Origin of the sequence: Nitrobacter sp. Nb-311A, assembly GCF_000152905.1 — a bacterium.
Taxonomy (GTDB): domain Bacteria; phylum Pseudomonadota; class Alphaproteobacteria; order Rhizobiales; family Xanthobacteraceae; genus Nitrobacter.
Genome location: NZ_AAMY01000002.1, coordinates 293,352 through 307,772, shown reverse-complemented (window position 1 = coordinate 307,772; position 14,421 = coordinate 293,352). Strand labels below are relative to the sequence as shown.

8 protein-coding genes are annotated in these 14,421 nt (G+C 65.6%); all 8 read left to right on the top strand.

What is annotated here, in order from left to right; translation table 11 throughout:
* The first annotated feature begins 20 nt into the window (after nt 1–20).
* Complete coding sequence (gene coaBC / locus NB311A_RS01475; protein ID WP_009796628.1) at nt 21–1,457, top strand: bifunctional phosphopantothenoylcysteine decarboxylase/phosphopantothenate--cysteine ligase CoaBC; 1,437 nt, start codon at nt 21–23, stop codon at nt 1,455–1,457.
* Complete coding sequence (dut, locus tag NB311A_RS01470; protein ID WP_009796627.1) at nt 1,454–1,912, top strand: dUTP diphosphatase; 459 nt, start codon at nt 1,454–1,456, stop codon at nt 1,910–1,912. Before coaBC ends, dut begins: the two co-directional genes overlap by 4 nt.
* A 255-nt stretch (nt 1,913–2,167) precedes the next feature.
* Entirely contained in the window at nt 2,168–4,684 is a 2,517-nt protein-coding gene (locus tag NB311A_RS01465) for a PAS-domain containing protein (protein ID WP_040673682.1), read from the top strand.
* Nucleotides 4,681–6,204 (top strand): bifunctional tRNA (adenosine(37)-N6)-threonylcarbamoyltransferase complex ATPase subunit type 1 TsaE/phosphotransferase, encoded by a 1,524-nt coding sequence (locus NB311A_RS01460; protein ID WP_009796625.1) that lies wholly within the window; start codon nt 4,681–4,683, stop codon nt 6,202–6,204. The genes NB311A_RS01465 and NB311A_RS01460 overlap by 4 nt, the downstream gene beginning before the upstream one ends.
* A 98-nt stretch (nt 6,205–6,302) precedes the next feature.
* Nucleotides 6,303–6,623 (top strand): PilZ domain-containing protein, encoded by a 321-nt coding sequence (locus tag NB311A_RS01455; RefSeq protein ID WP_040673681.1) that lies wholly within the window; start codon nt 6,303–6,305, stop codon nt 6,621–6,623.
* A 173-nt stretch (nt 6,624–6,796) separates the two neighbouring features.
* A complete protein-coding gene (locus NB311A_RS01450; RefSeq protein ID WP_009796622.1) occupies nt 6,797–7,519 on the top strand; it encodes a nucleotidyltransferase family protein in 723 nt (240 codons plus the stop codon).
* 177 nt (nt 7,520–7,696) lie between these two features.
* Nucleotides 7,697–10,843 carry a double-strand break repair protein AddB gene (addB, locus tag NB311A_RS01445; protein ID WP_040673738.1) on the top strand — a complete coding sequence of 1,049 codons (3,147 nt, stop codon included), beginning with the start codon at nt 7,697–7,699 and terminating at the stop codon, nt 10,841–10,843.
* Nucleotides 10,840–14,337, top strand: coding sequence for a double-strand break repair helicase AddA (addA, locus tag NB311A_RS01440; protein ID WP_040673737.1), 3,498 nt, complete (start codon nt 10,840–10,842; stop codon nt 14,335–14,337). The genes addB and addA overlap by 4 nt, the downstream gene beginning before the upstream one ends.
* The last annotated feature ends 84 nt before the right edge of the window (nt 14,338–14,421 follow it).

The window sequence follows — 14,421 nt, the reverse complement described above, 5'->3', positions numbered from 1 at the left end:
TACCTGACTACAGGAGAGTCATGGCCAGCCTGACCATCCGCAAGCTCGACGACCCCATCAAGGCCGGGTTGCGGATGCGCGCCGCCCGCAACGGCCGTTCGGTCGAGGACGAGGTCCGCGTTATCCTCAGAGCGGCGGCGGACGCTTCCTCCACTGACGCCATCGCGGACACTCGGTTATCCCGCAACGCAACAATAATTGGCCGAGGCCATAAACCAGGCAATTCCAATGCGTTGTACAGTGTAACGCTCATTATCGGCGGGGGTATCGCCGCCTACAAGGCGCTGGACCTGATTCGGCGGCTGAAGGATCGCGGCTTTATTGTGCATTGCATCATGACAAATGCTGCGCAGCAATTCGTCACCCCGCTTAGCGCCAGCGCATTGTCCCACACCCGCGTCCACACCGACCTGTTCGATCCCGGCAGCGAATTCGACGCGGGGCATATCCGGCTCGCACGCGATTGCGACCTGATCGTGGTTGCGCCGGCCACCGCTGACCTGATGGCAAAGATGGCGCACGGTCATGCAGACGATCTGGCGAGCGCGATCTTGCTCGCGGCCGATAAGCCCATTCTGCTGGCGCCGGCGATGAACCCGCTGATGTGGAACAACCCGGCGACGCGCCGCAATGTGGCGCAACTCGCGCGCGACGGCGTCGCCATGATCGGCCCCGCCGCCGGCGAGATGGCGGAAGCGGGTGAGGCCGGCGTCGGCCGCATGGCCGAGCCTTTGGAGATCGCAGCCGCCGCCGAGCGGATGCTCAGGCCGCCGCAAGCCCAACCCCTGAAGGGCCGCCGCGTGTTGATCACCGCCGGACCGACCCTGGAGCCGATCGATCCGGTGCGCTACATCGCCAACCGCTCCTCGGGCAAGCAGGGTTTTGCCGTCGCCGCGGCGGCGCGGGCAGCCGGGGCCGAGGTGACGCTGATTTCCGGCCCCGTGGATCTCGACCACCCCGCCGGCGTCACCGTGGAGCATGTCGAATCCGCGCGCGAGATGCTGGCGGCTGTCGAGGCGGCGCTGCCTGCCGACATCGCGGTTTTTACGGCTGCGGTCGCCGACTGGCGCGTCGCGCATCATGGCGCGCAGAAATTGAAAAAAACCGAAGCCGGAGTTCCGCCGCTGCAACTGATAGAAAATCCGGACATCCTCGCAACCATCTCGAATCTGCGCGACAAACGTCCGCCGCTCGTGATCGGCTTCGCCGCCGAAACCGAGCATCTCCTTGACAATGCCAGGGCGAAATTCACGCGCAAGGGCTGCGACTGGATCGTCGCCAATGACGTATCTCCGGAAACCGGCGTGATGGGCGGCGACCGCAACACCGTCCATCTGCTGACGCGCGGCGAAGGCGGCGAGATCAGGACCGAGTCCTTCTCTGTCATGACCAAGGAAGAGGTGGCCGCCATGCTGATCGAACGCATCATCTCGGCTCTGCCAGGTTCGACGGCATGAGCGATCCGATCAAGGTCGAGGTCCGGCAACTGCCCCATGCCGAGGGCCTTGCGCTCCCGTCCTACCAAAGCAGCCAGGCGGCCGGTCTCGACCTCATCGCCGCGATTTCCGAACACGCGCCGCTGGTTCTCGCGGCAGGCCGGCACGCCATGGTGCCGACCGGGCTCGTCATTGCATTGCCCGACGGTTACGAAGCGCAGGTGCGGCCGCGCTCCGGCCTCGCGGCCAGGCACGGCGTCACCGTGCTGAATTCGCCCGGCACCGTGGACGCCGACTATCGCGGCGAGATCAACGTGCTTCTTGTGAACCTCGGCAGCGAGGCCTTCACGATCCGCCGCGGCGAGCGCATCGCGCAGATGATCGTGGCGCCGGTGACGCGTGTGGAACTTGCGCGCGCCGAATCGCTGCGGGCCACGACACGCGGCAGCGGAGGATTTGGTTCCACCGGGCGCTAGAACAGGATGAGAAAAAAGCGTGATGCATGCCGAGATCGATCACGCACCGGGGCACGCCCCATTCGCCCGCGAAAATCGATTCAATTTTACAACAATCGTTTGGTAAATGTCGCGGTTGCGCATTTTTCCGCTGCCCGATTCCCGTTCACGGTCTGGACTCTATCCCCTCGAATCCGCTTAAGCATAATGGTGGTCGATTCGTGAACGGCGAACGGATTGCCGGTCGAATATCATCGCGCGGTTTTTGGGGCAAAGATGTCAGGCGTAATCGGGGTGATGCGTCGGACCTTGCTGTCATGCACCTCGATGGTGCCGGGCGGCCTCGCCGGCGCCGGCGCGGTCAGCCTCATCGACACCTCACCTGCCTGGGCCGCCGAACCGGCGCTGACCGAACGGTTGCTTCACACTTTCATGAATCTCAGCCGGCAGGATCTGACGGCGCTGGCGATGGCGCTCGGCGTGCTGAGTTTCTCGGTGGTCGCCGCGATCCTGCTGATGCGCACGCGTATCCGCGCCGCCGCAAACGAGCAGCGGCTGCGCGCCGAAATCCGCGAACTTCAATCGGAGGCCGATCGCTTTCGCGCCCTTCTGTTCGTCGAACCGCAGATTTTGATTTCATGGGGCGCGGGCGAGGACCGTCCCCAGATCAGCGGCGATATCGCGCTGCTGCTGCCGCAGGATGCAAAACAGCCGCTGCGGATTCTGGCGTTCGGAACCTGGCTTCCGCCTGAGCCGGCGTTGCAGATGGATCATGCAGTCGATGCGCTGCGTAATGAGGGAGAAGGCTTCCTGCTCAATCTTGTCACATCCGCCGGTCGCACCGTGGAAGCGATGGGCCGCGCTATCGGCGGCCAGGCCATCGTGCGCATCCGCGATCTAGGCGGATTGCGGCGCGACCTCGCCGAAATGACGCTGCGACACAACAATCTTCTGGCGGAAACGGAGATGCTGCGAACCTTCGCGGGCGCTGCGCCGTGGCCGCTGTGGGCGAGAAGCGAAGACGGCAATCTGTCCTACGCCAACGCGGCCTATGCGCGCGCCACCGAAGCCGCTGGCGCGGCTGACGCAATCCAGCGCAATCTCGAATTGCTCGACAGCGAGGACCGGATCGCGATGGCACGGGCGCTGGACGATCATGCCGCGTTTAGCGCGCGACTGCCGATCGTGATCGGCGGCGAGCGGCGCATGTATGACGTGCATGCGCTTCGCGCCGCCGGCGGAAGCGCCGGCATCGCGCTCGACGCCAGCGAGGCCGTCACGCTGCGCCAAACGCTGGAGCGGATGGCGGACGCGCATCGCCGGACCCTCGACCAGTTGTCATCCGGTGTTGCGGTGTTCGACGGCCGGCGGCGGCTGGCGTTCTACAACGATTCCTACCGCCGGCTATGGGACCTCGATCGCGCTTTCCTCGACGGCAATCCCGACGATTCCAGCGTGCTCGATAGGCTACGCGCCGCTCGCAAATTGCCGGAGCAGCCGGACTTCCGCGCCTGGAAGGCACGCCTGCACGAAGCCTATCGCGCCAACGAGGCCGTCAAGGACGTCTGGTATCTGCCGGACGGGCGCGCGCTCAGCATCGTCACCACGCCGAATCCGGAAGGCGGCGTCACCTACCTGTTCGACGATGTCACCGAAAGCCTGGATCTGGCACGGCGATACGACCGGCTCATCACCGTCCAGCGCGAGACCCTCGACAGCCTGACCGAAGCGGTCGCGGTGTTCGGCAGCAATGGCCGCGCACAGCTTTTCAATCCGGCCTTCGCGCGGATGTGGAAGCTTTCGGCCGAGGCGCTCGCGCAGCAGCCGCATATCGATACGGTCGAGGCGTGGTGCAAGCCGTTGTTCGACGACAATGACGCATGGCGGACGATCCACAAGGCCGTCACCGGCATCGACAATCGCACCGCAGTGCCGCTCAAGCTCGAACGCAAGGACGGCAGCGTGCTGGACTGCATGACCATGCCGCTTCCCGACGGCGCCACCATGCTGACCTTCCATGACATCACGGATAGCGAGAACGTGGAACGCGCGTTGCGCGAGCGTAACGATGCGCTCGAGACCGCCGACCAGATGAAGGTCGATTTCGTCCACCACGTCTCATACGAACTGCGCTCGCCCCTGACGACCATCATCGGCTTCGCGCATCTCATGAACGATCCCGGTACCGGGCCGCTCACCGAGAAGCAGGCCGAGTATGTCAACTACATCACCTCGTCGACCGACGCGCTGCTGGCTTTGACCAACAACATTCTCGACCTCGCCACCATCGATGCCGGCGCCATGACGCTTGAACTCGGGCCGGTCGACGTCCGCAAGACCATCGCGGCGGCCGCGGAAGGCATTCAGGACCGCCTCGCCCGCGATCACATCGTGCTGAATGTCGACGTCGATCCGGACATCGGCAACTTCATCGGCGACGAGCGCCGCATCGTTCAGGTTCTCTATAACCTGCTTGCCAATGCCGCCAACTTTTCGCCGCCAAACGCCGTGATCACGGTGAGCGCCCGGCGCACCGAGCACAGCGTGAGATTTGCCGTGATGGATGAAGGTCCGGGCATTCCGCCCGACGTCAAGGACAAGGTGTTCGACTGGTTCGAAAGCCACGCGAACGGGTCGCGCCATCGCGGCGCGGGCCTGGGCCTGTCGCTGGTGCGCTCCTTCGTGGAACTCCATGGCGGGCGGGTGCATTTCGATTCCACCATCACGAGCGGCACCCGGGTGGTTTGCGATTTTCCGCTCGACCAAACCGCCCACCGAAACGCCGCCGAATGAGCGAACCGTCGAGATTCGCGACCGCGCTCCCCAACGAGACTGCGACCGCGCATCTGATGGCCGACCTCGCACTCCTGGTCGGTGCCGGGGACGTCATCACGCTGTCGGGCGATCTCGGCGCAGGCAAGACCTCCGCCGCCCGCGCCATGATCCGGTATCTGGCGGGCGACGACACGATCGAGGTGCCGAGCCCGACCTTCACGTTGGCGCAGCATTACGATCTGCCGTCCTATCCGTTGCTGCATGCCGATCTCTATCGCATCAGCGGCCCCGGCGAACTCGAGGAGATCGGCCTTGCGCCGATGCCGGAGGGAACGGTGGTGCTGATCGAATGGCCGGAGCGCGCCGCCGGCGGCTTGCCTGCGGACCGCATCGACATCGCCATCAGCCACCGCCCGGCGCTCGGATCAGGGGCGCGCGCCGCCGAGATCACCGGCTACGGCAAGGCCGCGGCGCAGGTCGCGCGGCTGGCGGCGCTGCGGCGGTTTCTTGACGACGCCGGATATCTGCACGCGGAACGGCGCCGCATGGCCGGGGACGCCTCGACGCGCTCCTACGCCCGGCTGATCCGCGGCGACACCAGCTTCATCCTGATGAACGCGCCGAAGCGGCCCGACGGACCCGCGATCCACGGCGGCAAATCCTACAGCGCGGCGGTGCACCTCGCCGAAGACGTCAAGCCCTTCGTCGCGATCGGCCGCGGCCTGCGCGACCACGGCTTTTCCGCGCCGGCGATCCATCACGCCGATCTGGAGTCGGGATTCCTGATCACCGAGGATTTCGGCAGCACGGGCTTTGTCGAAGGCACGCCGCCTGCGCCGATCATCGAGCGCTATCAGGCGGCGGCCGACCTGCTGGCCGCGCTGCATGGCCGGACGCTGCCCGACACGCTTCCGGTGACGGCGGATACGACCTACACCATTCCCGTATTCGACCTTGAGGCGATGCTGATCGAGGTCGGCCTGTTGCTGGAGTGGTATCTGATCGACCGCGGCATTGAACCGGGCGAAGACCTGCGCGCGGAATTCATGGCGATATGGCGCGCCTTGCTGGCGAAGCCGGATGCTGCGTCCAAAACCTGGGTGTTGCGTGATTTCCACTCCCCCAATTTGATCTGGCTGGAGCAGCGGCAAGATATCGGAAAGGTCGGCCTCATCGACTTTCAGGACACCGTTCTCGGCCCCGCCACCTACGACCTGGTCTCGCTGTTGCAGGATGCCCGCGTGGACGTGCCGGAATCGCTCGAGATTGCGCTGTTCACCCGCTACGTGAAGGCGCGGCTGGAATCGGAAGCGCGGTTCGATCCGGCCGGTTTCGCCGAGCTGTATGCCATCATCTCGGCACAGCGCAACACCCGGCTGCTCGGTACGTTCGCGCGACTCAATCGGCGCGACGGCAAACCGCACTATCTGCGCCATCAGCCCCGGATCTGGACCTATCTCACCCGCTCGCTGGCCCACCCGGCATTATCGGCGGCCCGAGCATGGTATCGGAATCACGTTCCGTCGCCTGCAGGTTGAACCATTTTATTTTACGCCTTTTTAGAAATCGCGGCTGTAGCTTCGCGAGCCTGGACCTATCCTTCGGATCGCAGCACTGTCCAAAGGTGGAGCACATCATGGGTATGGAACGGCACAAAGGTGAGCGCGTCACCTTCGAGCGCGGCTACAGCGCACAGATGATGGGCATCGACGGCACCTGGCGCCGCGAGTGCACCCTTGAGGACGTATCGGAAATCGGCGCCAAGCTGACCGTCGAAGGTTCCATCGAAGGCCTGCATCTGAAGGAGTTCTTCCTGCTGCTGTCATCCACGGGCCTCGCCTATCGCCGCTGCGAACTGGCCTGGGTCAACGGCGACCAGATCGGCGTCAACTTCCTGAAGCAGAACGACAAAAAACGAAAGACAGGCCGGCAAAACAGCGCCACGGCAGACGCGTGATCCGCACCTCGCTTCCATATCATCGATCCGGTAACCCTTTCAGGTGATGGATGTCATGGCGTCATCATGGCAGGCGTGTATTGCCGATGTCATCGATGCGATTCGCAACGGGTCGTGATCCTCGCTCGAAAACGCTATAGTTCGCCGAATCGACGACCCGCGTGAGCCAGGACATGCCGATCACTCCCACCAAAGCCATGGTGCTCGCCGCCGGCCTCGGCCTGCGCATGCGGCCGCTGACCGAGCGGATGCCCAAGCCCATGGTGCCGGTGGCCGGCAAGCCGCTGCTCGATCACGTGCTGGACAAGTTGGCGGAGACGGGCGTCGGAGAAGCGGTCGTCAACGTGCGCTATCTGCCTGATCAGATCATCGATCATGTCGCGCACCGCGCAAGGCCGCGAATCATCATTTCCGATGAGCGCAATCAGGTGCTGGGCACCGGCGGCGCCGTGGTCAAGGCCCTGTCGCTGCTCGGCGAGGCGCCGTTTTTCCATCTCAATGCCGACACGATGTGGATCGACGGCGCGCGCCCCAACCTGATGCGGTTGACCGAGGCCTTCGATCCCGCGCGCATGGACATTCTACTGCTGATGGCGCCGACCGCGAACAGCATCGGTTACAGCGGCAGCGGCGACTACGCCATGCTCCCCGACGGGGTGCTTCGCAAACGGAAAGAAAATCAGGTCGTGCCGTTCGTCTATGCCGGTGCCGCCATCCTATCGCCCGCGCTGTTCGACGGCGCGCCGGAAGGCGAGTTTCCCCTGACGGCCATATTCGACCGGGCCGGCGCGCGGGACCGGCTGTTCGGGCTCCGGCTCGACGGCGTCTGGATGCACGTCGGAACGCCCGATGCCGTCCAGGCTGCCGAGAAAGCCCTCCTCGCGGGCGTCATCTGACGCCCGCCTTTCAACCGGTCGCCGCTCCTGGAGCATTTCACTTCTGATTGAATCAGAAGCGAAGCTCTGGATTGTTGTTTAACGCGTTTTCTTCACGCGAACCGGATTCCACTTCGCTCGAAAACGCTATATCCCGCCCGTGTCATGATATGCCTGACCTTCGAATCAGGATCCTTCATGCGCGTCCGTAACGTTCCCACGTCAGTTCCGTTTCTGCGCACCGTCATCACCGCACTGGTGGATGGTGCGCTGATCGAGGGATTCCGTCCGCGCGCGCAGCCCGAACGGCTTGCCGAGGTGACGCTCTATCTGCCGACCCGCCGCGCCGGCCGCATGGCGCGCGACATCTTCCTCGACGTGCTGGATAACGACGCCGTCATCCTGCCGCGCATCGTCGCGCTCGGCGGGATCGACGAGGACGAGCTGGCCTTTGCGCAGGCCGTCTCGCTGTCGCCGGAGGCGCTCGAATTACCGCCGGCGCTCGAGGGGCTCGCGCGCCGCCTCGCGCTCGCGCGGCTTATCGACGCATGGGCTCGTCGGCTGAAGCCCGGTGAGCCGTCGCAGGCGCCGCTGGTTCTCGGCGGCCCGGCATCGACGCTCGCGCTTGCAGAGGACCTCGCGCGACTGATGGACGACATGGCGACGCGCGGCGTGGACTGGCGCGCGCTCGACGGGCTGGTGCCCGAGGCGCTCGACCGTTACTGGCAGCTCACGCTCGATTTCCTGAAGATCGCGCGGGACCACTGGCCGATTCACCTTCAGGAAACGGGCCGGGTCGAACCCGGGGTGCGGCGCGATCGCCTGATCGAAGCCGAGGCCGCGCGTCTCGTCACCCATGCGGGACCGGTGATCGCGGCGGGCTCCACCGGCTCGATGCCGTCGACGGCGAAGCTGCTGCATGTCATCGCCACGCTGCCGCAGGGCGCCGTCGTGCTGCCGGGGCTCGACACCGACCTCGATGAGGACGCGTGGCAACTGATCGGCGGCCACAAGGACAAAAGCGGCGCGTTCATCACGCTGCCCGCCGCCGGCCATCCGCAGTTCGCGCTGCACGGCCTGCTCACCCGTTTCGGCATCACGCGGCGCGAGGTGAAACCGCTCGGCGCTCCTGCGCCATACGGCCGCGAGCTGCTGGCGTCGGAGGCGATGCGGCCGTCGGAGGCGACCGCGCAATGGCACACCCGGCTTGCAAAGCCCGAGGTCGCGGAGAAGATCGCAGCCGGATTGCAAAACCTCGCCGTGATCGCCGCCGCCAATCCGGAAATAGAAGCACTCGGCATCGCCGTCGCCATGCGCGAGGCGCGCGAATTGAACAAGACCGCGGCGCTGGTGACGTTCGATCGGGCACTGGCGCGACGGGTGATGGCGGCGCTCGGCCGCTGGAATCTCTCCTTCGACGATTCGGGCGGCGACCCGCTGATGGACACGCCTGCCGGAATCTTCGCACGGCTGGCCGCCGAGACCGCGTGCAACGGTCTGGAGCCCCCCGCTTTGCTGGCCTTGCTGAAGCATCCGCTGTGCCGGCTCGGCCGCGCGGCCGGCGGCTGGTCGCGAGCGGTCGCGACGCTGGAGCTTGCGGTCCTGCGCGGCACCCGCCCGCCGCCGGGCAGCAAGGGACTCGCGGACGAGTTTGCGCGATTTTGCGGCGAACGCGACAAGCTCGATCGCGGCGAGAATTCATCTCTGCATCGCAGCGAGCCGCGCGCGGCGCTGAAGCCGCATCATCTTGACGAAGCCCGCCACCTGATCGCGGCCCTGCGGGACGCGCTCGCGCCGCTCGAGGGCGATGGCGCTTCAAGATCGGCGGACTTCAGCGTCCTCGCCGCCCAGCACCGCCAGACGATCGACGCGTTGTCGCATGACGACGAAGGCGTTGCCGTCGCATTCGACGGCCAGCATGGCCGTGCGCTCGCCGACGCCTTTGACGATTTGCGCGAGACGGGCGAACGCAGCGGCCTGACGGTCAGGATCGCGGACTACCCGGACACGTTCGAGGCCGCGTTCGGCGACCGCGTCGTGCGCCGGCCGCAAACGACAACGGCAAGCCTGCGCATCTACGGCCCGCTCGAGGCGCGTCTGACCCAATGCGACCGCGTCATCCTCGGCGGCCTCAATGAAGGCGTCTGGCCGCCCGCGCCGCCCACCGATCCCTGGCTCAGCCGGCCGATGCGGCACGACCTCGGGCTCGATCTTCCGGAACGGCGCATCGGACTTTCCGCGCACGATTTCACCCAACTGCTCGGCGCCGAGGATGTCATCCTCAGCCATGCCGCCAAGGCCGGGGGGTCGCCTGCGGTGGCGTCCCGTTTCCTGCACCGGCTCGAAGCCGTCGCGGGCGCGACACGCTGGACCGCTGCGATACAAGCAGGCGCGCGATACATTCGGTACGCCGAAGCGCTCGACCGGCCCGACCAGGTCACGCCGGTCACAAAGCCCGAGCCGAAGCCGCCACGCGCGGCGCGGCCGGCGCACTTGTCCGTGACCGCAATCGAGGACTGGCTGCGCGATCCCTACACCATCTACGCCAAATATATTCTGAAGCTCTTGCCGCTCGATGCCGTGGACATGCCGCTGTCGGCAGCCGATCGCGGTTCAGCGATTCACGATGCGCTCGGTGATTTCACAAAACTGTATCCGGCAAACCTGCCCGACGATCCGGAAGACGTGATGCGCGCCATCGGCGAACGCCATTTCGCGCCGCTGATGCAGCGGCCGGAAGCGCGCGCGCTGTGGTGGCCGCGCTTCCAGCGCATCGCGGCATGGTTCGCGGAATGGGAGCGGACGCGCCGGGCGCATCTGGTCAGGATCGACGCCGAGGTCAGCGGAAAAATCGAGATCCCGATCGACGGCGATCGCAAGTTCATGCTGTCGGCGCGCGCCGACCGCATCGAGCATCTCGGCGGCGGTCGCTTCGCCATTCTCGACTACAAAACCGGCCGTCCTCCGAGCAGCAAGCAGGTGCGGATCGGCCTGTCGCCGCAGCTCACATTGGAATCCGCGATTCTGCGCAAGGGTGGCTTCGCGGGAATTCCGGCCGGCGCATCGGTCAACGAGCTGGTGTATGTCCGGCTCAGCGGCAACAGCCAGCCCGGCGAGGCGTGTCTGGTCAATCTCAACAACGGCAAGACCGACAAACAGTCGCCGGACGAGGCGGCCGATCGCGCTCTCGAAGAACTGACCGCGCTGATCCGCGCTTTCGATGACGAGCAACAGGGCTATCCATCGCTCGACCTGCCGATGTGGAAAACACGCTACGGCGTCTATGACGATCTCGCGCGGATCAAGGAATGGTCGGCGGCGGGCGGGCTGGGGTCGGAGGAATGATGAAAGCGCCCCGTCCTGTTCATCCCGACGCCAGTGCGCGCCAGCAGCGTGCGTCCGATCCGGCCACATCGGTGTTTGTGTCGGCCAATGCCGGGTCCGGCAAGACGCATGTTTTGGTGCAACGCGTGATCCGCCTGTTGCTCAATGATGTCCCCCCCGCGCGCATCCTCTGCATCACCTTCACCAAGGCCGCCGCCGCGAACATGGCGGAGCGGGTGTTCTCGACGCTGGGTCACTGGATCACGCTCGACGACGGCACATTGAACGCGGCACTGCGCGATGTCGGCATTGCGCAACCCGACGCGAGATGGCGCGAGCGGGCGCGCAAGCTGTTTGCATCCGCGCTGGAAACGCCGGGCGGGCTGAAGGTGCAAACCATCCACGCACTGTGTACGCGACTGCTGCAACAGTTTCCGTTCGAAGCCGAGGTGCCGGCGCGCTTCGCCGTGCTCGACGAGCGCGACCAGACCGAAATGATGGAGCGCGCCAGCCTCAAGGTCATGCTTGATGCCTCGCGGAATCCGGACAGTCCGGCCGGCCGCGCGCTGCGATACGCGATGGGCGCGGCCGCCGATTCGACGCTGCGCGATGTCATCAGTCAGGCCTGTCTCGGCCGCGATCACGCCTTGGCGTGGACCGAGGATCGCGGCACTGAGCGAGCGATCCGTGACGCCGCCGATGCGCTCGGCGTCGATCCGGACGAGCGCGTCGAGGCCGTCGAGCGTGAGATCATCGAGGGGCCGAACCTGCCGCGAAGCATATGGCTCGATACGGCGGCGCTGATCGCAACAGGCAGTTCGAACGACATCAAACAGGCTGAGCGGCTGCGCGCCGCCCATGCGGAAGTGGGTGACGCCGCGCGGGCAGATCGCTATCTCGACGTCTTCCTGACCGCGGATGGCAGCCCGCGCAAATCCTTCGTCACCAGGAAGATCAGCGATGTCAGGCCCGACATCGCTGAAATGCTCGCCGATGAATGCCAACGCGTGGTCGCGCTGCTCGAACGCCGCCGCGCGATCAACATTCGCGACCGAACGCAATCCCTGCTCGTCATCGCAGCCGCTGTCGCAGCCAACTACCAGCGCGATAAGCACGAGCGCGGCCTTCTTGATTATGACGACCTGATCGACAAGACGCTTCGGATGCTGGAGCACACCTCGCCCGGATGGGTGCACTACAAGCTCGATCGCGGCGTCGATCACGTGCTGATCGACGAGGCGCAGGACACGAGTCCAAAGCAATGGGATATCGTCGAGCGCATCATCGCGGACTTCACCACCGGCGAAGGCGCGCGCGAAGGCGTCAAGCGAACCGTGTTCGCGGTCGGCGACGAGAAGCAGTCGATCTTCTCGTTCCAGGGCGCGGCGCCGCGTGAATTCGACGAGCGCCGGCGCAAGCTGGAAAGAAAGTTTGCCGATGCAAAGCTTCCATTTTGCAAGGAAGATTTCATCTACTCATTCCGGTCCGGCAAAACGATCCTCGAATCGGTCGACCATGTGTTCCGCGATCCGGAGATCTATGCCAGCATCCATGCGGTCGGCGCCCACCCCGTGCATGAATCGCTGGCGGACGCCGCGCCGGGCATCGTCGATCTCTGGAGCCTGGAGGAACGGGAAAAACATGAAGAGATCGAGGGCTGGCCCGCGCCGTTCGATAACGTCACCGCAACCAGCCCCGAGGTCAAACTCGCACGGCGCATCCGCAACGAGATCAAAGCGCTGATCGCGCAAGGCGTCATGACCGGGCACCTCGGCAACCGTCGCCCGCTCGGCTACGGCGACATTCTGGTGCTGGTGCGGCGGCGCGGCAATGCGTTCGACGCCGTCATTCAGGCGCTGAAGCAGTCCGGCATTCCCGTGGCCGGCGCGGATCGTCTTAAACTCACCGAGCATGTCGCGATCATCGACCTGATGAGCCTTGCGGATGCGCTGCTGCTGCCGCGGGACGATCTGGCGCTGGCGGTGGCGCTGAAAAGCCCGCTGTTCGGCCTCGACGACGATGACCTGTTCAAGCTGGCGTGGCAGCGCAAGGGCTCGCTGCGCGATGCGCTCGCCGGGCACGCGCCAACCGACGATAAATTCCGCGACGCGTTCGAACGCCTGAAGCGGTGCGAAAGTCGCGCGGCGCGCGAGACGCCGTTCGCGTTCTTTGCGTGGCTTCTGGGCGGCCAGGGAGGAAGCGAGGGCGGACGGCGGCGAATCCTGCGCCGGCTTGGCCATGAAGCAAATGATGCGCTCGACGAGTTCCTTGAACTGGCGCTGACCTATGAACGCAAGGCCCCCGCGTCGCTGCAAGGCTTCATGGCGTGGTTGCGCGCCGCCGATACCGAGGTGAAGCGCGACATGGAGATCACGCGCAATGAGGTCCGCGTGATGACCGTGCATGGCGCGAAGGGGCTGGAGGCCTCCGTGGTGTTTCTCGCCGACACCTCGACATCGCCAGCCGACACCGAGCGCCTCAGCCTGATCCGCATGGCGCGCGGCAATGCGCCCGCAGGCGGTGGGGGCGTGACGATCTGGGCCGGCAGCAAGGTCGAAGATCCGCCTTGCGTGGCGCTGGCCCGCGCGTCCATGACCGCGGAAACCGAACACGAATATCGCCGCCTGCTTTATGTCGCGATGACGCGCGCGGCGGACCGCCTGATCGTCGGCGGCTGCAAGCCGGCCAACCGCAAGGACATCCGGGAGTTTTCCTGGTACCACCTGATCGAGAAAGGGCTGGGCAATTCCGGCCTTGCGATGCAGGAGATCGAAACCTCAAACGGCAAGGTCAAGCGCTTCACCCGGCCGGGAGAAGCCGCATCGGATGCCGCAGGTCCGGCGGGACCTGCCGCCGCCGCCGGGATCACGTTACCGTCCTGGCTGCATCGCATGGCCGCGCCGGAAGCACCCGCAACCCGATCGCTGCAGCCATCGGATACCGACGAGGCCGCCCGCTCGCCGGCCGGCGAGCCCGCGGATCAGCACCGCCGCGCGCGACTGCGCGGCACGCTGGCGCATCGCCTGCTGCAATCCCTGCCCGAGGCGCCGCGCGAGCGCCGCCGCGACGCGGCGCTGTCCTATCTCGCGCGCAATGCGAACGACTGGAGCGCAGCCGAACGCGATGCGCTGGTGACGCGGGTGATGGCGGTGCTGGACGACGCGAGGTTTGCGCCGGTGTTCGCGGAAGGCAGCCGGGCCGAGGTCGCGATTGCCGGGCGGCTGACGACGCGGCGAGGCGACACCCTGCTGGTTTCCGGCCAGATCGACCGCCTCGTGGTAACCCCCGACGAGGTTCTGGTCGTCGACTACAAGACCAGCCGCGCACCGCCCCGGAACCTTGCCGACGTTCCCCAGGCCCATATCCGCCAGCTCGCGCTCTATCGCGCGATCCTCGCAAGCCTGTACCCGAAACTGCCCGTCAAGGCGGCGCTGCTCTGGACCGAGGCGCTTGAGATGATGGAGATTTCAGCCCCGACGCTTGACGCCGGGCTGGACGCCATCATCTCGGTGTGAGAAACCTTGACCCGGGAAGATCGCCTTCTTACCTTGATCCGCAGTTTCCCGTGCATTCTTTCGTAGCGCACGATCTCATCGACA

Excerpts from the sequence above, each read along its gene's own strand:
- coaBC (WP_009796628.1), top strand. The coding sequence starts at position 21 with ATGGCCAGCCTGACCATCCGCAAGCTCGACGACCCCATCAAGGCCGGG.
- dut (WP_009796627.1), top strand. The coding sequence starts at position 1,454 with ATGAGCGATCCGATCAAGGTCGAGGTCCGGCAACTGCCCCATGCCGAG.
- NB311A_RS01465 (WP_040673682.1), top strand. The coding sequence starts at position 2,168 with ATGTCAGGCGTAATCGGGGTGATGCGTCGGACCTTGCTGTCATGCACC.
- NB311A_RS01460 (WP_009796625.1), top strand. The coding sequence starts at position 4,681 with ATGAGCGAACCGTCGAGATTCGCGACCGCGCTCCCCAACGAGACTGCG.
- NB311A_RS01455 (WP_040673681.1), top strand. The coding sequence starts at position 6,303 with ATGGGTATGGAACGGCACAAAGGTGAGCGCGTCACCTTCGAGCGCGGC.
- NB311A_RS01450 (WP_009796622.1), top strand. The coding sequence starts at position 6,797 with ATGCCGATCACTCCCACCAAAGCCATGGTGCTCGCCGCCGGCCTCGGC.
- addB (WP_040673738.1), top strand. The coding sequence starts at position 7,697 with ATGCGCGTCCGTAACGTTCCCACGTCAGTTCCGTTTCTGCGCACCGTC.
- addA (WP_040673737.1), top strand. The coding sequence starts at position 10,840 with ATGATGAAAGCGCCCCGTCCTGTTCATCCCGACGCCAGTGCGCGCCAG.